This window comes from Pedobacter sp. (assembly GCF_046462515.1).
Lineage (GTDB): Bacteria > Bacteroidota > Bacteroidia > Sphingobacteriales > Sphingobacteriaceae > Pedobacter.
Genome location: NZ_JBKGVD010000009.1, coordinates 174,246 through 193,149 on the forward strand (window position 1 = coordinate 174,246; position 18,904 = coordinate 193,149).

Annotated in this window: 15 protein-coding genes; 7 read left to right on the forward strand and 8 right to left on the reverse strand. The window is 36.8% G+C overall.

Annotated features, from left to right (window positions below):
- Window positions 1-5: 5 nt before the first annotated feature.
- The gene (polA, locus tag ACLHG9_RS12665; RefSeq protein WP_410221866.1) at window positions 6-2,825 is read right to left on the reverse strand and encodes a DNA polymerase I; all 2,820 of its coding nucleotides are present in this window, start codon (window positions 2,823-2,825) and stop codon (window positions 6-8) included.
- A 187-nt stretch (window positions 2,826-3,012) separates the two neighbouring features.
- Here polA and ACLHG9_RS12670 point away from each other — a divergent pair, with 187 nt between their 5' ends.
- Complete coding sequence (locus tag ACLHG9_RS12670) at window positions 3,013-3,684, forward strand: hypothetical protein (protein WP_410221867.1); 672 nt, start codon at window positions 3,013-3,015, stop codon at window positions 3,682-3,684.
- 8 nt (window positions 3,685-3,692) lie between these two features.
- Here ACLHG9_RS12670 and ACLHG9_RS12675 read toward each other — a convergent pair whose 3' ends face one another.
- Window positions 3,693-4,262 carry a DNA-3-methyladenine glycosylase I gene (locus ACLHG9_RS12675; RefSeq protein ID WP_410221868.1) on the reverse strand — a complete coding sequence of 190 codons (570 nt, stop codon included), beginning with the start codon at window positions 4,260-4,262 and terminating at the stop codon, window positions 3,693-3,695.
- A 150-nt stretch (window positions 4,263-4,412) separates the two neighbouring features.
- Here ACLHG9_RS12675 and ACLHG9_RS12680 point away from each other — a divergent pair, with 150 nt between their 5' ends.
- Window positions 4,413-8,000, forward strand: a complete 3,588-nt coding sequence (locus ACLHG9_RS12680) for a DUF5977 domain-containing protein (RefSeq protein WP_410221869.1) — start codon at window positions 4,413-4,415, stop codon at window positions 7,998-8,000.
- A gap of 136 nt (window positions 8,001-8,136) precedes the next feature.
- Here ACLHG9_RS12680 and ACLHG9_RS12685 read toward each other — a convergent pair whose 3' ends face one another.
- Window positions 8,137-8,694, reverse strand: a complete 558-nt coding sequence (locus tag ACLHG9_RS12685; protein ID WP_410221870.1) for a hypothetical protein — start codon at window positions 8,692-8,694, stop codon at window positions 8,137-8,139.
- A gap of 227 nt (window positions 8,695-8,921) precedes the next feature.
- Here ACLHG9_RS12685 and ACLHG9_RS12690 point away from each other — a divergent pair, with 227 nt between their 5' ends.
- Window positions 8,922-10,562 carry a M28 family peptidase gene (locus tag ACLHG9_RS12690; protein ID WP_410221871.1) on the forward strand — a complete coding sequence of 547 codons (1,641 nt, stop codon included), beginning with the start codon at window positions 8,922-8,924 and terminating at the stop codon, window positions 10,560-10,562.
- Between the two features lie 86 nt (window positions 10,563-10,648).
- On the opposite strand, the gene ACLHG9_RS12695 is transcribed toward ACLHG9_RS12690, so the two are convergent.
- From ACLHG9_RS12695 to trmB, 3 genes are all read right to left on the reverse strand, one after another.
- Window positions 10,649-10,993: a carboxymuconolactone decarboxylase family protein gene (locus ACLHG9_RS12695; protein ID WP_410221872.1), complete on the reverse strand. Its 345-nt coding sequence runs from the start codon at window positions 10,991-10,993 to the stop codon at window positions 10,649-10,651.
- Between the two features lie 69 nt (window positions 10,994-11,062).
- A complete protein-coding gene (locus ACLHG9_RS12700; protein ID WP_410221873.1) occupies window positions 11,063-11,389 on the reverse strand; it encodes an MGMT family protein in 327 nt (108 codons plus the stop codon).
- A 78-nt stretch (window positions 11,390-11,467) separates the two neighbouring features.
- Entirely contained in the window at window positions 11,468-12,118 is a 651-nt protein-coding gene (gene trmB, locus ACLHG9_RS12705; RefSeq protein ID WP_410221874.1) for a tRNA (guanosine(46)-N7)-methyltransferase TrmB, read from the reverse strand.
- Between the two features lie 219 nt (window positions 12,119-12,337).
- On the opposite strand from trmB, the gene ACLHG9_RS12710 reads away from it, so the two are divergent.
- Both ACLHG9_RS12710 and ACLHG9_RS12715 read left to right on the forward strand, forming a co-directional pair.
- On the forward strand, window positions 12,338-14,644 hold the full coding sequence (locus tag ACLHG9_RS12710; protein WP_410221875.1) for a TonB-dependent receptor domain-containing protein: 2,307 nt from the start codon (window positions 12,338-12,340) through the stop codon (window positions 14,642-14,644).
- Complete coding sequence (locus tag ACLHG9_RS12715) at window positions 14,644-15,462, forward strand: DUF4249 domain-containing protein (RefSeq protein ID WP_410221876.1); 819 nt, start codon at window positions 14,644-14,646, stop codon at window positions 15,460-15,462. The genes ACLHG9_RS12710 and ACLHG9_RS12715 overlap by 1 nt, the downstream gene beginning before the upstream one ends.
- Window positions 15,463-15,480: 18 nt before the next feature.
- Here ACLHG9_RS12715 and ACLHG9_RS12720 read toward each other — a convergent pair whose 3' ends face one another.
- Window positions 15,481-16,062: a hypothetical protein gene (locus ACLHG9_RS12720; RefSeq protein ID WP_410221877.1), complete on the reverse strand. Its 582-nt coding sequence runs from the start codon at window positions 16,060-16,062 to the stop codon at window positions 15,481-15,483.
- Window positions 16,053-16,331 carry a hypothetical protein gene (locus ACLHG9_RS12725; RefSeq protein WP_243359033.1) on the reverse strand — a complete coding sequence of 93 codons (279 nt, stop codon included), beginning with the start codon at window positions 16,329-16,331 and terminating at the stop codon, window positions 16,053-16,055. The genes ACLHG9_RS12720 and ACLHG9_RS12725 overlap by 10 nt, the downstream gene beginning before the upstream one ends.
- A gap of 204 nt (window positions 16,332-16,535) precedes the next feature.
- On the opposite strand from ACLHG9_RS12725, the gene ACLHG9_RS12730 reads away from it, so the two are divergent.
- Window positions 16,536-17,468: a LysR substrate-binding domain-containing protein gene (locus tag ACLHG9_RS12730; protein ID WP_410221878.1), complete on the forward strand. Its 933-nt coding sequence runs from the start codon at window positions 16,536-16,538 to the stop codon at window positions 17,466-17,468.
- A gap of 99 nt (window positions 17,469-17,567) precedes the next feature.
- Window positions 17,568-18,755 (forward strand): class I SAM-dependent rRNA methyltransferase, encoded by a 1,188-nt coding sequence (locus ACLHG9_RS12735; RefSeq protein ID WP_410221879.1) that lies wholly within the window; start codon window positions 17,568-17,570, stop codon window positions 18,753-18,755.
- Window positions 18,756-18,904: the final 149 nt, after the last annotated feature.

Sequence of the window (18,904 nt, forward strand, 5' to 3'; positions counted from 1 at the left end):
GATTCTTAATGCGCTTCGAGCCAGTTTTTTCCTTCGCCAATTTCTACTACAATGGGAACATTGGTTTTGATTGCTGTTTTCATTCTATGCGTAATAATTTCTTTAAGCTGATCAATTTCGCTAATGTGGGCATCAAACACCAATTCGTCATGCACCTGCATGGTCATTTTTGACTGTAGGTTTTTTGTTTTGATATCTTTATGGATATTGATCATGGCTATTTTAATCATATCTGCCGCCGAACCCTGTATAGGAGCGTTGATCGCATTTCGTTCTGCAAATCCTCTTACGGTTGCATTGGCCGAATTGATATCTCTAAGGTAACGCCTTCTGCCCATAATGGTTTCAACATAGCCGTTTTCGCGAGCAAAATTCATCGTATCAGACATGTATTTCTTAATACCGGGATATTGGATAAAATACTGATCAATAATGGCTGCGGCTTCCTTGCGTGGAATATTCAGATTTTGAGATAAACCAAATGCCGATTGTCCATAGATAATACCGAAGTTCACGGCTTTGGCGTTTCTACGCTGAGTAGAATCAACATCTTCAACGTTTATTCCGTAAACTTTTGCCGCCGTGGCAGTGTGAATGTCTATACCTTTCGCAAAAGCATCTAACATATTTTCTTCCTGGCTGATCTCTGCGATAATGCGTAACTCGATTTGTGAATAATCGGCTGAAAGCAAAATGTGATTTTCGTCTCGGGCAATAAATGATTTTCTGACCTCTCTTCCTCTATCTGTACGGATAGGGATATTTTGTAGGTTAGGGTTATTGGAACTTAATCGGCCGGTTGCAGCTACTGCCTGGTTATAGCTGGTATGTACACGTCCGGTTTTAGGATTTACCATTAAAGGCAGCGCATCTACATAAGTAGATTTGAGTTTTTGCATTTGCCTGAAATCCAAAATATCCTGAACAATATCACTTTTGTTGGCTAAGGCTATCAAAACGTCCTCTCCGGTCTGGTACTGTCCGGTTTTGGTTTTTTTAGCTTTAGGGTCTAATTTTAAATGATCAAATAACACTTCGCCAAGTTGCTTTGGTGAAGCAAGATTAAATCTCAATCCCGTTTTTTCATAAACACGAAGTTCGGCCTTTTCTATTTCTTCCTGTAAAGAAACAGAGTAGTTTTTAAGGGTTTCAATATCAATTTTAACGCCTTCTTTTTCCATGTCGGCCAGAACGTATATCAAAGGGTTTTCAACTTCTTTGGCCAATTTATCTGCATTCTTTTCAACCAACAGGGGAGCAAATACCCTTTCAAGTTGCAAGGTAATGTCTGCATCTTCGGCAGCATAATTGGCTGCTTTTTCTACCTCTACATCACGCATATTACCTTGGTTTTTACCTTTTGCGCCAATAAGAGAGGTAATAGAAACCGGAGTGTAACCTAAATAATTTTCAGATAAAACATCCATATTATGGCGTGTATCAGGATCAATGAGGTAATGTGCAAGCATAGTATCAAACAACTCACCCTGCAATTCAATATCATACCATTTAAGCGTTAAAAGATCGTATTTAATGTTTTGTCCTATTTTTTTAATTTGTGGATTTTCTAAAACAGGTTTAAAATCGGCTAAAATGCTAAGGGTTTCTTCTCTGTCTGCAGGCGTAGGCACATAATAAGCTTTACCCGGCTCAATAGAAAATGATAAGCCTACAAGTTCGGTAAGATTTGCGTCTGTTCCGGTAGTTTCGGTGTCAAAACAGATGGCTGGTTGTATTGCAAGTAAATTGGCTAAACTTTTCCTTTCTGCTTCATCTTTTATCAAGATGTATTCATGTGGTGTATTATGAATGTTCTTTGCATCAACAGGCGTGTCAAAAAGCGAGGGTTGTACTACAATGGTTTCTTTGGTAACCTGTACTTCTATTTCATTGCCGAACAGATCTTTTTGAACGGCAATATTAACCATTTTACTTTCGTTTACAGAAAAATTCTCTCCGAAAACTCTTTTGCCTATGGTTCTGAATTCTAATTCTGCAAAGAGTGGTTCCAGCGCATCTTTGTCTGGTGCTTCTACTTCAAGTGATTTTTCATTGAACTCGATTGGAACATTTAAGATGATTGTAGCTAACTTTTTAGAGATTAATCCCTGTTCTTTAAAATTCTCAATATTTTCACGTAGCTTGCCTTTTAACTCGTGGCTATGCGCAAAGATGTTTTCCATACTGCCGTATTGCTTAATTAAAGCTTTGGCAGTTTTCTCACCTATTCCCGGTATTCCCGGAATATTATCCACAGCATCGCCCCAGAGTCCTAATATATCAATAACCTGATCTACTCTTTCTATTTCCCATTTTTCCAGCACTTCTTTTACACCTAATATCTCAACCTCATTGCCCATTCTTGCGGGTTTGTAAATAAAGATATTTTCAGATACCAACTGTGCAAAATCCTTATCAGGAGTCATGCAAAACACCTGATATCCATTTTGCTCGGCCTCTTTGGCTAAGGTTCCGATAATATCATCGGCCTCATAACCATCTTTGGTGATTACCGGAATATTAAAACCTTCAATTAATTTAAAGACATAAGGTATTGCTGCCGCCAGATCTTCGGGCATAGCCTCACGGTGTGCCTTGTATGCTTCAAAATCTGTATGCCTTTCGGTAGGAGCTGCAGTATCAAATACTACGGCCATATGGGTAGGTTTTTCTTTTTTCAGCAATTCAAGCAGGGTATTGGTAAAACCCATTACCGCAGAGGTGTTTACACCTGTTGAGGTAAATCTTGGATTTTTACTCAGCGCAAAATGCGCTCTGTATATTAATGCCATGCCATCCAATAAAAATAATTTTTTGCTGCTCATAACCTTTGTCGTAATTAAATTGCTTTAAATGTGTAACGGGTAAAGTTACTAATAGTAAATACTTGAGATTAAAACTAACAAAATAAATTTTAGCAAGACGTAAAAAAAGCCGATGTCTTAAAAATAGTTAAATCTTATTTTGCTGGGTAAGATGATGAAAAAAAATTCGTTATTTGAGCATATGAAAATGAGAGCGGTATTAATTCTTTTAATGTTTATCTGCATGGGTAGTTATGCTCAGGATGCGGTTTTGATTAGTGAAGGAAATTTTATACGGGGAGTGATACAAGGAACAAACTTTGAAACGGTAGCGATAAAAACAACGGAAGGAGAAATGCAAACCTTTAAAGCTAAAGATATTAGGTCTTTTTTATGGAATGGAGATACTTATGAAAGTAAACCCATTATTTTTAATAAAAAAGCAGAAGTTCGGTTTTTTAAACTGCTTGAAGGCGGCAAGGTTAACCTGTATAGTTACGGAGTAACATCTGAAGTTGAAGAACGTCAGCAACAAACGTCGGCTAAAGTAAAACCTAGCTTTGGTGTAGGCGTAGGTTCGGGAGGATTTGGAGGTGGCGTTGGCGGAGGGATAAGTATAAACCTTGGCGGAAGAAGAAATAGCGACGAAACAAATACGACGAGACAAAAAATTAAAGCAACTTATTTTATTGAACGTCCGGGCAGTGGCCCTATTCAGGAAATTTTTGCGGATGGAACGAGAACAACGGCTACTAAAACATTATTGCTGCAAAAACTAACAGGAGATGAAGACCTGACAGAAAGAATTAAAGCCACAGACAGTTTTGATGATAAAATTATATTAGCGTTTGTTAAATCGTATAATGAATCCGTGAAATAATAAGTTTATTATCTAAAACTGCAGGAAGGGATGTGATCGTTTACCATACCAACGGCCTGCATAAAGGCATAACAAATGGTAGAACCAAAAAACTTAAATCCTCTTTTCTTCATGTCTTTTGCTATGGCATCAGAAATAGGGGTGCTTGCAGGTGCATTGCCATCAAAATGATTGATTAAAGGTTTTTGATCAGGCATAAAACCCCAAATGTAATTGGCAAAAGAACCAAATTCCTTTTGTACCTGTAAGAAATGTTGCGCATTGCTGATGGTGGCTTTAATTTTTAGCCTGTTCTTTATGATCCCATCATTGAGCATAAGTGCTTCGGCTTGCTCTGGTGTAAAGGCTGCAACTTTTACCGCATCAAAATTTGCAAAAGCTTTTCTATATCCTTCTCGTTTACGTAAAATGGTAATCCAGCTTAGTCCAGCCTGTGCACTTTCTAGCACCAGGGATTCAAATAGGACCTTGTCTTCATAAACGGGTTTGCCCCATTCTTGATCATGGTATTTTACATAAAGTTCGTCGTTGCCGCACCAAGAGCAGCGTATTAATGGGTTAGATTGCAAAGCGGACATAATGGTGAGTTTAATTTCAGGGCTTAAGATAGAAAAATAGATTTTTTGTATTGAATTTTTCTAATATTTCTCCTAGAGTGGAGGTTTTTATTCCCTTATTGATTAGCTTTGATTTCAGCAAACAATCAAATATATTAAACAAATTATTATATGACATTTAAGACTACGCTTTCAAGGATTACTCGCCAACCTTTATATAAGAAGGCAAAAAAAATAAATATAAGAGAGAAACAATTTTATCTGAAAGAAAAGATCGTGAGAAATGTCCTTTTCTTATCATTGCTGCTTATTTCTTTCTCTTCGGCATTTCCGCAAGGCCTTACTAAGGCAGAGTTATATCGAGTTACGCAAGCCTCTCCTAATGCAGCAGCTTTAGGTAAAGCAGCAGAATATCCTGTAGGTATGTATACGGGAATTCCTTCTATCAGTGTTCCGCTATATGAAATTAACGCAGGTCGTATAAAGTTGCCAGTGGGTGTTTCTTATAATGCCAGCGGTATAAGAGTAGAGGAGATTGCTTCATCAGTGGGACTAGGATGGGTTCTCAATGCAGGAGGTGTTATTACAAGATCGGTTCAGGGAATGCCGGATGATGAATATTTTGGATTTGAAAATTTTTTGACAACAACAGAAACAGTAGAAGCTATTTTAGCGATGGGAGATAATTCGGCCAATGCTCCTGCTTTTAATACAATTACTAAGAAAATTGTGGGAGCTAAAGTTGATGCTCAGCCAGATATTTATTACTTCAATTTTGGTGGTTTTTCAGGTAAATTTATGTATCATCAACAAGATAAGAAGTTTTATTCTATCCCATATTCTAAACTGAAAATAGAAGCAAATTCTACTTTGGATGAATTTATTATCACCGATGAAAACGGAATTGTATATACCTTCAATGATGTAGAGCGAAGTACAAGGAGTATTGATAATCCAGTTGAAGTAAAGACGGCGTGGTATCTTACTACGATAGAGGATCCCATTAACCAGTCCTCCGTTGCTTTCAGTTATTCGCGTCATACACTATCGTATGAAACGATGGGAACAGAAGTACATTATTTTGCTCTAGGCTCTGGGTACAGTATTGATGAAGGTGGAGGGGATAAGCAAAATCCCGTACATCAGGTTACTAGACTAACAAAGATTGTATTTGATGGGGGGTACATCAATTTTATTTATGGTTTAGACAGATGTGATTTGCCTAATGATAAAGCGCTTACTGAAGTAAAGGTTTATAGTTCTAATAACCAGCTGGTTAAGGATTATGACCTGGCTTACGGCTATTTTACAGCAGGACTTTCATTAAGCTCGATCTGCGGAAATCCGTTGATGTCTCCTAATGCAAGACTGAAACTATTGTCTATAAATGAATATCCGACTAATGGATCTCATACAGATCCATTATCGCATTTATTCGATTATAATACCCTTGAACTGCCTTCTCGAATGTCAAAAGCTCAAGATCATTGGGGCTATTATAATGGAGCTGACGGGAATACCAAGCTTTACCCTTCGTATACTTATACCGCTTTTAACCAACCACCTATTGTTTTATATGGTGGAAACCGGGAAGTTAATGAATATTTTGCGAAGGCAGGAATGCTTAACAAGATTACTTATCCGACTAAAGGCTATACGGAATTCGATTTTGAAGGTAATAAAGCGGTTGTAAATAACCTTCAAACCATTAATCAAGCTGTTGGGGGCTTTAGGATTGAGAAAATTCAGAATTATGACCAAAACGGATCGTTAACTTCTGTGAAAAAATATAAGTATGTGATGGAGGATAACCCCTCTTTGTCTAGTGGACAATCTAGATTTTTTCCGAGATATTACGAAACGGTTTCTTATACTTCTAATATGAATGAAAGTGCTCCAGTACCTTGTATTAAGAGATATTCCCAATCTAGTTACCCATTGGTAGATGAAGCTGGAAAAAGCGTGGGCTATAGCAATGTTATTGAAATAAATGGCGAAGGTAATGGAGATGGGTATATCCAGTATAAGTTTACTAATTTTTCTGAATATGATGATGTAGAATCTTCAGGGCTAAGTGTAAGCAGGCCAATTAGCTTTCAGTGGTTACGAGGATTAGAAACGGAGAGAAAAGTATTTAAATTAACCCAGTCGGGAAAAGAATTGGTTCATTCAATCTCTAATGAATATGAGAAAGACCTCTTAGGGAACCTGAAAAAGGTCTTTAAGGGTATAAGGGGGGTGTATATAAATACTACAACAGACATGGTTATAGAATGGCCTGGTGAAGATTACATGTTTTTAGGAGTTGTAGGAGCAAGTTGGGAAACCTATCCTACTTATTCTGATTTTGTGCACCTAAAGAAAACAATAGAACGAACCTATAATGGACCTGATTATTTGGAGAGTGTTAAAGATTATACCTATAACAGTCGTAATCTAAAGATTTCAGAAGAAACATCGTTATCGAGTGATGGGCAGAAAACCGGTATCACTACCAAGTATGTGTCTGATTATATTGTTAATTCGGCAACTGTACCAGAAAGTATAGCAATCGAAAATCTACAAATTTCCAATTACTTAAATGCTCCGATAGAACAGTATACTTATAAAATCCTTCCAAATAACGACCGTATATTGACTGGCGCTCGCTATAATTCGTATAACTTTAATAAGCAACTAAATACTATATACAGTTATAAACTTCCTTTAGAAATACAGCTTAATTATCAAGGCTTAATAGTGAGCCCAACACTATTTTCCAAATCTATAAATTATGAAGCAGATCTCGTATTCTCTGTTTATGAGTCTGGTAAGTTGGTCGAACAAAAAAGAGCAGATGGTATACCGATTAGCTATTTATGGAGTTATGCCAATCAATATCCTATAGCTGAAATTAAAGGTGTTACTTATAGTGAAATAGAGAGTGCATTAGGAACGAGTACAATTCAGGAGTTTAAATGGAGACTATCACCAGATAAAACTGCTATTGACAACTTTATTGGTTCAATACAAACAATCTTTCCTAAGATACATATAACTAAATATACTTATTTACCGCTTGTTGGGCTGGCTAGTCAAACCAGTCCCACTGGGAATGATACTTTTTATGAATATGACCAATTTAATAGGCTTAAAAACATTAAAAACCGTGATGGGTATATAGTAAAGAATTATCAATACAATTATGGTCAAGCTAATACGGCTCCGCCAACGACTTATTGGTATTACAATACTTTGAAGAGCCAGACATTTGTTCGCAATAATTGCAGTACAGGCCTTACAGGAGGAGAATATACATATGTTGTGCCTCCACGTAAATATGCAAGTTATGTTAGCCAAGCCGAGGCAGACGCTTTGGCTGATGCAGATATTATTGCTAATGGACAGAATCAGGCTAACATTTATGGACCATGCGTTGGCCCTGCTAAGGCAAATATTTCAGTGAGTAGTAATGCCATTGATAATAGTGCATATGTTAGCCGAATTGAAGTGTATAATGAAAATAATTCTGCTCTCTTGTATGATTTTACCTCACCAACAACAGCCGAAATGGAAATTCCTTATGGTACTTATTGGTTTAAAGTAACCGTATATGGTGAAGCGTATACTGCTCATGATGGGAAAGGTTACAATAGCCTTAAAATGTCTGGAACAGCCGTTAATGCAGAATGCCAAGATGTGTCATCTACTTTTTGGTTCATTTCTACGGTTTCAGCTGGTAATATTTTGTTTAGTGTTCGGACAGAGACATGTAATTAATATAAATATTAAAAAGTCAGAAGAGTTATCTTTGTGGTCTAATACTAGGATCTATTTTAAAATCAAAAGCCGGATATAGCGTATATCCGGCTTTTTTCCTAAATCTAAAAGGCGAAATTTATGTGTTCGGTTATCGTTACCTTCCTTTAATAAAACTCGCAACGGACTCACTTTCAAGCTGATTATCTGTAAAGTTAAAAGCAGAGATGTTAAATTGCATTTCAAAGGCTTCATATATAGTGCACTTAGGAGAAGTGGGTTTTATAGCATATAACACGTACAAACCAACTCCGGCTTTAGGACAGGTAACACACACTAAAACAGTAGAACAGGTTTGATTGGCCTGTTGCTGCCATTCTGCTTTATGAGCATTTACATAAGCATCTATTTCATCCCAACACAATTTGTTCGGGTTTGGTACAACTGTTCCGCCATCTACAATAGGTATGAATACATTATTGCTGGCCGATACTTTTTTAACATAAGTAGGCGCATCTTTTTCACTTAAGGCTGTTTTCAGTTCTGCTTTGCTGCCAATAATGATAGCGTTTTCAGTGTTGCCATTTGCCTCGGCAACTTTCATTGCTACAGAAAAGCGTTCTTCTTTTTTTACTTCTTCACCACTTTTTTTACAGGCAAAAACAGTAGCCAGCGCAAGGGCTAAAACTCCGAGAATTTGAATAAACTTTTTCATAACTTGTTTTTTAAGGTTAATAATGTTGTTTTATAGCTATATCATCTTGTCATGAAAATTGTTACCTATCTTTTTTAAAATAAACATAATCGGGTTTCTTCTTTAAAACACAGTGTTTAATGCTTTAATCTGTAAAGAATGCCGATTAATTAAATCTTTTGAGAAATGTCTATGCTAAATTTACGTTCATCCCTTTAAGAAAATCTCGTTTTTTACTTATTTGCATTATGAAAACCAGAATTTTAATTACCGCATTCTCTTGTATGGTATTGGCAAAAGCATCATTTGCCCAAGAGCGTATAAGTAAAGAAGTTGCAACGGCATTAGAACTTGCAAGTGCCAAACAGATAAAAGCAGATATTACCTATTTAGCTGATGATAAGTTATTGGGTAGGAAACCCGGTACGCCAGGGTATAAAATGGCAGTAGATTATGTTATTGAAGAGCTAAAGAAAAATGGTGTAAAACCTGCCGGAGAAAATGGCACATGGCTACAAACTATTTTAATGCGCAGTGCTACAATTGAACCTGATTTTACAGCTTCTTTGTACTCAAGTACCAGCAATGAAAATTTAGCTGAAGAGCATGGCATAACGCTAAGCCCAAATCCTGTAGCATCTCAAGCTTCTGTTGATGCGGCTGTTGTTTTTGTGGGATATGGCATAACAGCCCCGACAAAAAATTACGATGATTATAAAGACCTTAATGTAAAAGGTAAAATTGTACTGGTATTGCGTGGCGCCCCAGAAAGTTTTTCATCAAGTGAAGCCTCGGCAAGCATGAATATCGCAACAATCCAAAAGAATGCATTGCAACATGGAGCAATTGGTGTGATTATGGCCAGTGCAGTAGATAGACAGAGAAATGTTCCTGCAGGGGCGATTAACAGGCCAAGCATTGCCGTAATGACTCCTAAAGGAGAATTGGTGGTTTCATCAGGCTTTAGTTCAAAAGATTTAAAAATTGCCGGTACGCTAGGTTTCAATGCTGTTAAAAAAATATTTAATAGTGCAGAAAAAGATATTTCAACTATTACCGAAAAGTTAAAGAAAGGAGAAACACAATCTTTCGCAACAAACTATAAGATCAAAGCTTCTTATAAAACAAGCCACAACGATTTTATTACCTATAATGTTGCCGGAAAAATTGAAGGCTCAGACCCTAAACTAAAAAAAGAATATGTAGTACATAGTGCACATCTTGATCATTTAGGTATAAGCAAACCTATTGAGGGAGATTCTATTTATAACGGTGCTCATGATAATGCATCGGGTGTTGCTAGTTTGCTGCAGATTACTAAGATCTATTCGGGCTTAAAAGCTAAACCTAAAAGATCGGTTTTAATTCTGATGGTAACCGGAGAAGAAATGGGGCTTTTGGGATCTTCATACTTTGCACTCAAACCAACAGTTAACATTAACCAGATTGTAGCAAATGTAAATACAGATATGCCAACTATTATTGCTCCCCTGTTATCTATAACAGCGTTGGGAGCTGAACACTCTACTCTGATCAATCCTGTAAACGAAGCAGCATCATATATGGGGTTAACTGTAGAACCAGATCCTGAACCAAATGAAAACAGGTTTGTGCGAAGCGATCAGTATAGTTTTATTAAAGAAGGTATTCCGGCATTACATGTTAAATACGGAAACAAAACCGCTGATGGTAAAAACAATTTGGATGTGTTTGTAAAAGAATGGCGTGCTAAGTATTACCACAAACCGCAGGATGATATAAACGGTATATTTGATTTTGATGCAGGTAGAAAATACGCTCAGTTAAATTTCCTCATTGGTTATCTGGTTGCGAATGATATTGAGAGACCTCATTGGAATCCTGGAGATATCTTTGAAAAGAAAAAATAATAAAACCGATCAAAAATTGACGATTAAAAAAATGCGGAGTTTGAGTGGCTCCGCATTTTTTTAATTTAAAGATCTATAACTTAGTTTTAGTTGTTTTTCAGGTCGTCCCAAAACTCAACCGCTCTTCTGTAATGAGGAATAACAATAGATCCACCTACTAAATTAGCAATCATAAAAATCTCGTTTATTTCCTCATCGTTTATACCCTCATTATAGCACTTCTCTAAGTGGTATTTAATGCAGTCGTCGCAACGTAGCACCATTGAAGCCACAAGACCTAACATTTCTTTGGTTTTAACAGATAAAGCACCATCGGCATAAGAGGTAGTATCTAAGGCAAAAAAACGTTTGATATTGGTGTTTGACGTTTCCATGATCCTGTCGTTCATTTTTGTACGATAGGTGTTAAATTCTTCTGCTAATTTTCCCATTTGTATATAATGATTTTAATTTTAGTGATTAAATATGCACGAACATCATCTAAATTTCACTTTCGTATTCTACAATTCTTTCAACGGATCCCAAAAAACCTTTTTAAAGTTCTTTACTTTATCTTTTTCAACAATAATCCCTTCGGCGGTTAAAAGTTCTTCCATTAAAGAAGGCGGCGAAAAATGAAATTTTCCGGTAAGCAGCCCGGCACTGTTCACTACGCGGTGTGCGGGTACTTTTGGTTGCGACATGCCGGCATAACTCATCGCATGTCCTACCATTCTCGAAGAACTGGCTACGCCCAAAGCCTTTGCAATAGCACCGTAAGAAGTTACCCTACCTTTTGGAACAAGGCGTACAACTTCAAAAACCTGTTCATAAAAATTGGTATCCATTATTCCCTCTCTTTTCTTATCCTGAGCTTTGTTCCGGCATCTTTTTAGAAGATGCTGAATTTATTCAGTTATGATACTTTAGTTAAAAGAAAATTGAATATAGTTGATATTTTTATCTTTTTTAAGATATATCCGTTCGTAATGCGTTTTAATAGAGAGCACCTCATCTACTAAATCAGATTGGTAAAGATGATCGGTATCTTTATGTGTTAATAAACCTAATTCAGCAACTTTTTCTTTTGTATAGATATACAGACCATCATTATCTGTCTTCAGGTTTATTTTTGCTCCATTACGTAGCAAAGGCTTATATTTTGCTAAAAAATTAGGCGAGGTAAGTCGTTTGCGTTCCCTGCTGATCTGAGGCTGCGGATCTGCAAAAGTGATCCATATTTCGTCGATTTCTTTTTCGCCAAAGTAATCCTGTAAATCTTCTATTTGTATGCGTAAAAAGGCAAGGTTGGCAATGTTCTCCTCCACTCCCGTTTTGGCACCACGCCATATGCGGTTCCCTTTCAGGTCTATCCCTATAAAGTTTTTCTCTGGAAACAGTTTGGCCAGATTAACGGCATATTCACCTTTTCCGCAAGCGAGTTCCAATACAATTGGATTATTGTTCTTAAAATGGTCTCGACTCCATTTTCCTTTTAAAGGTTTGCCTTCTTCTAATTGGTAAACGTTAGGAAACGTATTGATCTCTGCAAACTTTCTTAATTTATCTTTGCCCACAATTTAATATTAAAGCACAAAAATAGTAATTAATCATTAATCTGAGGGGTGTAATAAAGGGGGCAAAATGCCGTTCATATTCATTAATCTAAACAGGAATGTTTTAACGTTATATTGACATATAGGTAACCCCTGCAAAAGGTATTTTTAGCATATTTGCCAGTTCGTTTTGTAGTTTATTTAAAACCTGATACGCAACCCTTTATGAGATCTGTTTTATTGAAGATAATCCTGTTGTTTTTTCTTGCTTTTCCTTTTACATTGCTTGCGCAGCAGGTCTTTACCATTTCAGGTATGGTAAGATCAGGAACTGAACCTTTAGAAAGAGTAAGTATTAAAATATCTGGAATTAAACAGCCTGTATATACAGATAGCCTGGGCTTTTACAAGGTTAAGCTCAAGGTAGGAAATCATGTGTTTGATATTACGGCTGTAGGCTTTAAGGGGAAAAAACAAACCCTAATGGTAAAACAGGATCAGATCCTTGATTTTGAACTGGAAGAAGATCTGAATACCTTAAATGAGGTGGTGGTATCTTCGAGAATGAATGAACGAAAGCTTGAAAGTCCACAGATGGGAGCCGAAAAGCTAAGTATGAAAGAAGTAAAAAGCATACCTCTTATTTTTGGAGAAAGAGATATTTTAAAAGCAATCCAATTTTTACCGGGAATTAAATCTGCGGGCGAAGGAGGAGCAGGAATTTATGTGCGTGGAGGATCATCAGATCAGAATCTAGTCTTAATGGACGATGTTCCTGTATATAATGCATCCCATTTGATGGGCTTCTTTTCAACGTTTAATCCCGATGCGGTAGAAGATATTACTGTTTATAAAACCGGTATGCCAGCTCAGTTTGGCGGCAGACTTTCTTCTGTTCTGGATGTTAAGATGAAACAAGGCAATGCCGAAAAATTTGAAGTAGATGGAGGTATCGGATTGATTTCCTCCAAACTTACCCTTAAAGGCCCCGTTCAAAAAGAAAAATCTTCGTTTATTATTTCTGGGCGTCGCACTTATGTTGATGCATTGATCAGATTATCGCCAGATAGTACTATCAATAAAAATATCATGTATTTCTATGATGTAAACGGCAGGGCAGATTTCAGGATTGGTGAACATGATAAGCTAGCCTTTACAGGATATTTAGGCGCTGATAAATTAGGGCTTGCAGAAACTTTTGGTCTAACTTGGGGAAATAAACAGGCAAGCTTGCAATGGCAACATTTATTTTCTTCAGCTTTAAGCGTAAATACAACAGCATCTTATACAGGTTATCAGAATAAAATTGCAGTTAATACAGGTTTAGATAATGTACAGATTTTCTCCCAGATTAGAGATTTGACCTTTAAGCATCAATACTTTTGGCAGATTTCGGCTCAAAATCAGTTAAAATTTGGACTTAACAGCATATATCATACAGTAAAACCGGGGCAAATAACTTCTGAGGGGCAATCGAGTTATAATCCTGTTAACTATCAAGAGCGCTATTCCTTAGAAAATGGCGTTTTTGTATCTGATGAATGGAATATTTCTCACGGCTTCAACGTTACTGCAGGCTTAAGATTAAGCGCTTTCAGTATTTTAGGTAAAGGCGATTTCCTGCTTGTTGATCCCCAAGGAAATATTGTAGATACAAAAACGTATAAAAGCGGTCAGATTGTTAAAACCTATTTCAATCTTGAACCCCGTTTAGCACTAAGTTATTTGTTAAATAATGATCAGTCGGTTAAGATGTCATATGTGCGGAATACGCAAAATATGCATCTAATTTCCAACTCCACATCAGGTAGGCCAAGCGATAAATGGCTACCAAGTTCTTTAATGGTCAAACCGGAGGTTTCTGATCAGTATTCTGCAGGTTATTATCGAAATTTTGTGGATAATGCTTTCGAATTTAATGTAGAAAGCTATTATAAAGCCATGCAAAACCAACTCGACTACAGAGATGGAGCAGATACTTTTAACTCAGATAATATAGAAACACAAATTCTTGCTGGCAAAGGTAGGGCTTATGGGCTTGAGTTTCTGTTTAAAAAGAAGAAAGGAAAGCTAACAGGTTGGTTAAGCTATACCTTGTCAAAAACAGAAAGAAAAATAGAGGGTATTAATCAGGGAAAATGGTACAATGCCCGTCAGGACAGAACACATGAATTTTCAACGGTTGTGGCATATGAGCCGGGCAAGAAATGGAGTTTTTCTGCTTCATGGATCTATTATACAGGCGATGCAATTACTTTTCCGGCCGGTAAATATAATATAGATGGAAGGGTTTTCTTTTATTACAGCAGCAGGAACAGCTATAGAATGCCGGCCTATCACAGACTAGATCTGGGTGCTAATTATAAATTAAAACAGAGGAAGAATTTCAGCTCTGAGCTTTCATTCAGTTTATATAATGCTTACGGAAGAAAAAATGCTTATGCCATAACGTTCAGGGAGTCTGAAAAAGACCCTTCGGTTACCGAAGCAGTAAGAACCACACTGTTTAAGTTTGTTCCGTCTGTTTCCTATAATTTTAAATTTTAATGATGGATAAGAAATATACATTAAACCCTGCTTTTTTGCTTATTGCGTTTTTGTTTTTGCTGACAGGATGTGAAGATGTGATTACGCTTAAACTGGATGAGCCCGGAGATCAGTATGTAATTGAAGCACAAATAACCGATCAGTTAAAAGGTGCTCAGGTAGCTTTAAGTAAAGTGAAGAATTTTAATGCCGATAATAGTTTTAACGGGCAGAGCGGGGCGCTCGTAAGCATAGAAGATGAGTCTGGAACACCTTACATTTTAACCGAAACGAGTACTAAAGGAATTTATAGAAATGACCTTTTAAAAGGTGCACCATCAAAAGCATACAAGCTTAAAGTACAAATAGCAGGAAAAGCCTTTACCGCCACGTGTATTATGCCTCAAAAAGTAGTTGCTCAAAATGCTTTTGCATTCGAATTAAGTTTGTTTGACGGACCAAGATTGTTTACACACGTTACTTATCTTGATCCGGCAGACCGAGAGAATTATTACAGGTTTTTAGAATATGTAAATGGAGTTTATACTAAAAATATCACTGTTACCAATGATGAGTTTACCAATGGAAAGCTTGTGAAACAAATGCTTTGGCCAAATGAATTTACCGAAGAAACTAAGTTAAAAAAGGGGGATGAGGTAAAAGTAGAATTCCTTAACATCGATAAAAACATTTTTAAATACTGGAAATCCGTTAAAGACGGAGCTTTAGGCAGCAGTGGAAATGCCTCCCCCGTTAACCCTGTAAGTAATATTTCTGGCGGAGCAATAGGCTATTTCAGCGCACACACCATGCAAAGTATAACATATACGGTTAAATAGATTAGGCTTTTTCAGAAACTACTTTGTTCCATTCCAAATGTTGGTGGGAATTGCATCTTCACAAGGGCATTTGGTTTTATCAGTAACTATTAACTTAATAGATGAGACAATTTTAGAGGCATATTCTTTAAATCCCTCTTCGTTCATACTGCTACGGGCCATTGCTGCTGCGGCACAAAATGACCATAGCTGAGCGTCTTTTTTATCACTTAACATCTTTGCCTTATATTTTTCAGCAAGGGCAAAATAGGTATTGAACTGCTCATTGGAAGCTGTTGCGTTTTTACTGCTGAGTGTAAGCGTGTAACGGCTGCTATTGACTGTGGGCTTAAAGGTTTGTATCGTTGTTGGGCTGGTCACTTCTATCCTGTAATCGATTTTGTTGGTAGGATGAATAAACTGAAATACGTTTCCTTCAAGCTTATGGTATACCGAAGTACGATTGGGCTCAATTAAGGTGAGTTCCTTGTCGGTAAAATTGATTGTAACCGTATAATAGCCATCCTCAGTAGTGTATTGCCCTGATGTGAGCTTAATTTGTGAGCTTGCACTACTCCCAATTAAGCAAAGTAATGCAATAGTTAAAAATCTTATGGACATTCTGCTTTTCTTCTATTTGCTTCAGAAAAATTATCGGCATCGTTGCAGCCATAGGTACGGGCATAATACTCCCAGTTTCTTTTACAAGTAGCTGATAAACGATTAGGAATTTGAACAGTGTTTGTTCTCCCTGTTGGACAAGTATAAGTGTAGGTGTAAGTAGAGTTATCCACCTTTTTTTCCTCTTCAGGCTCTGCCTCAAACAGTTCACATCCAGAAGCGAAAAGGCAGGTTGCTGTTAATAGAAATAATGTTTTGCTTGTTTTCATATTCATAAAATTATTAATATCTTAAAGTTAGGGCTAGTTTCAAGTCAATCAAATACTTAAAAATGAGTATTTTTAAGTGCTCTATTTTATCTTTAAATCATGAATATTTACTGAGTTCTAATGCTATAATTGGTCTGTTATGTATTATTACGGGAATATTTTCTAAATTTATAATGTAGTAAATAAACTATCAATTTTAACTATATGACCTTAGTTCAACTTGAATATATCGTTGCGGTAGATACTTACAGAAGTTTTGTTAGTGCTGCAGAAAAATGCTTTGTCACTCAGCCTACGCTGAGTATGCAGATACAGAAGCTTGAAGAGTTTTTAAATGTAAAGATTTTTGACCGCAGTAAACAGCCGGTGGTGCCTACTGAAATCGGTACTCAGATTATTCAGCAGGCCAGGATTGTTTTACAGGAAAATCAGAAAATAAAAGAGATCATCAATAACCAGCAACAGGAGATTACTGGAGAACTTAAAATAGGTATCATCCCGACCGTAGCACCTTATCTATTGCCCGAAGTTATTGCTGTGATGTTGGCTAAATATCCCGATTTAAAACTGTATATCTGGGAATACACTACAGATGATATTATTCATCACTTAAAAACCGGTGTAATAGACTGTGGCATATTGGCCACCCCATTGATAGATGCTAATCTTGAAGAATATCCTTTGTTTTATGAAAACTTTGTCGGTTATATTAGTAAAAATAGCAAGCTGTATAAGAAAAAGGCTATTGATGCACATGATTTTGATGAAGAAAACATCTGGTTGCTTAACGAGGGACATTGCATGCGTTCGCAGGTTTTAAATATCTGCCGCACCACTAAAAATAATAAGCCTCAAACCTTAACCTATAATACAGGTAGTGTAGAAACACTTATTAGAATGGTAGATGTAAATGAAGGGACTACACTTTTACCAGCATTGGCACTCCGAGATCTGAATACCAAACAACTCAATAAAGTCCGTTATTTTAAATCGCCCGAACCCGTACGTGAAATCAGTCTGGTAACCCACAAAAGTTTTGTGAAAAGACGCATGTTACAGGCCTTAAAGGAAGAAATTCTGGCTATTATACCTAAAAGTATGAAGCAAAGAAAGAAGAAAGACCTGGTTGGTATATAAATCATTATCGATTAAATACGAGCCATTTAAAGCCAGAAATAAGACGAATTCTTTAGAAACATATACCTGAGCCTAAAGCTAAAATGTTAACTTTGCCGGATGGTAGAAGTTAAGCTGAAAAAAGGCAAAGAAAAAGCAGTTCTGCAAATGCACCCATGGGTATTTTCAGGAGCGTTGGAAAAAGTGAAAGGAAACCCTGAAAACGGAGATATTGTAAAAGTAATAGCTTTTAATAGCGATTTTTTAGCTTATGGATTCTTTAATGACCAGTCTAGAGTAGCCGTGCGCTTGATTGAATGGAACGAGGACAAAAAAATAGACAGAAACTGGTATTATGAAAAAATAAAGAATGCCATAGAAGCAAGAACTCATGTTTTGCACAATCCTCAAACCAATACCTGCAGGTTAATTTTTAGCGAAGCAGATTTTTTGCCCGGCTTAATTGTAGATAAATATGCAGATTTCTTATCTGTACAGATCTTAAGCTCGGGTATAGAACAGGCCAAACCTCTTATTATTGAAATTTTAGTAGATATTCTACAGCCCAAAGGGATATTCGATAGAAGTGACGCGACAGCTCGTACGCATGAGGGCATCGAGGCCGAAAATGGCTTATTATGGGGAGAAAATCCTCCTGAATTTATTGAAGTAAAAGAGAACGGTATTCTATACCATATCAATATAGCCGAAGGACAAAAATCAGGATTTTATTGTGATCAGCGTGATAACCGAAGGATATTAGCAGAATACGTGCAAGGTAAAACAGTATTAGATTGCTTTAGTTACAGCGGAGGGTTCACTTTAAATGCTTTACAACAAGGAGCGAAAGCTGTTACCAGCGTAGACAGCTCTGCATTAGCTATACAAACCTTAAATCAGAATATTAGTTTAAATCATTTTACTGACAATAAACATACGGCTATTCAAAATGATGTGAATAAGCAGCTTAGGATTTTTGGCGATGAAGAGCGTAAGTTTGATGTAGTAATCTTAGATCCTCCTAAATACGCGCCTTCAAGATCGGCATTAGACCGTGCAGCAAGGGCCTACAAAGATCTCAATAGAAGAGGCTTGATGCTTTTGGAAAAAGGCGGTCTGCTGGCTACATTCTCTTGCTCAGGAGCTATGGATATAGAAAGCTTTAAGCAAGTTCTGGCCTGGGCGGCTTTAGATGCAGGCAAAGAAATACAGGTAATCAGGCAATTCTGCCAACCCGAAGATCATCCGGTTAGACTCTCTTTTCCGGAAGGGGAATACCTGAAAGGCTTATTGATCAGAGTTGTTTAGACATTAAAAATTTTAATAACCGTAAGGACATATTTTCTTGTATGATACCCTGTCACAACTATTTGTTTTAAACAAAAAAGTGTTATGTTTGTGCCCTGATAAACAATCTGTTAGAAATTATCAGAATTAAGGCTCTATAATGCTCAATA

Excerpts from the sequence above, each read along its gene's own strand:
- polA (WP_410221866.1), bottom strand. The coding sequence starts at position 2,825 with ATGAGCAGCAAAAAATTATTTTTATTGGATGGCATGGCATTAATATAC.
- ACLHG9_RS12700 (WP_410221873.1), bottom strand. The coding sequence starts at position 11,389 with ATGGATACCAATTTTTATGAACAGGTTTTTGAAGTTGTACGCCTTGTT.
- ACLHG9_RS12730 (WP_410221878.1), top strand. The coding sequence starts at position 16,536 with ATGACCTTAGTTCAACTTGAATATATCGTTGCGGTAGATACTTACAGA.
- ACLHG9_RS12720 (WP_410221877.1), bottom strand. The coding sequence starts at position 16,062 with ATGTCCATAAGATTTTTAACTATTGCATTACTTTGCTTAATTGGGAGT.
- ACLHG9_RS12685 (WP_410221870.1), bottom strand. The coding sequence starts at position 8,694 with ATGAAAAAGTTTATTCAAATTCTCGGAGTTTTAGCCCTTGCGCTGGCT.
- ACLHG9_RS12670 (WP_410221867.1), top strand. The coding sequence starts at position 3,013 with ATGAGAGCGGTATTAATTCTTTTAATGTTTATCTGCATGGGTAGTTAT.
- ACLHG9_RS12725 (WP_243359033.1), bottom strand. The coding sequence starts at position 16,331 with ATGAAAACAAGCAAAACATTATTTCTATTAACAGCAACCTGCCTTTTC.
- ACLHG9_RS12680 (WP_410221869.1), top strand. The coding sequence starts at position 4,413 with ATGACATTTAAGACTACGCTTTCAAGGATTACTCGCCAACCTTTATAT.
- ACLHG9_RS12675 (WP_410221868.1), bottom strand. The coding sequence starts at position 4,262 with ATGTCCGCTTTGCAATCTAACCCATTAATACGCTGCTCTTGGTGCGGC.
- ACLHG9_RS12695 (WP_410221872.1), bottom strand. The coding sequence starts at position 10,993 with ATGGGAAAATTAGCAGAAGAATTTAACACCTATCGTACAAAAATGAAC.
- ACLHG9_RS12690 (WP_410221871.1), top strand. The coding sequence starts at position 8,922 with ATGAAAACCAGAATTTTAATTACCGCATTCTCTTGTATGGTATTGGCA.
- ACLHG9_RS12735 (WP_410221879.1), top strand. The coding sequence starts at position 17,568 with ATGGTAGAAGTTAAGCTGAAAAAAGGCAAAGAAAAAGCAGTTCTGCAA.
- ACLHG9_RS12715 (WP_410221876.1), top strand. The coding sequence starts at position 14,644 with ATGATGGATAAGAAATATACATTAAACCCTGCTTTTTTGCTTATTGCG.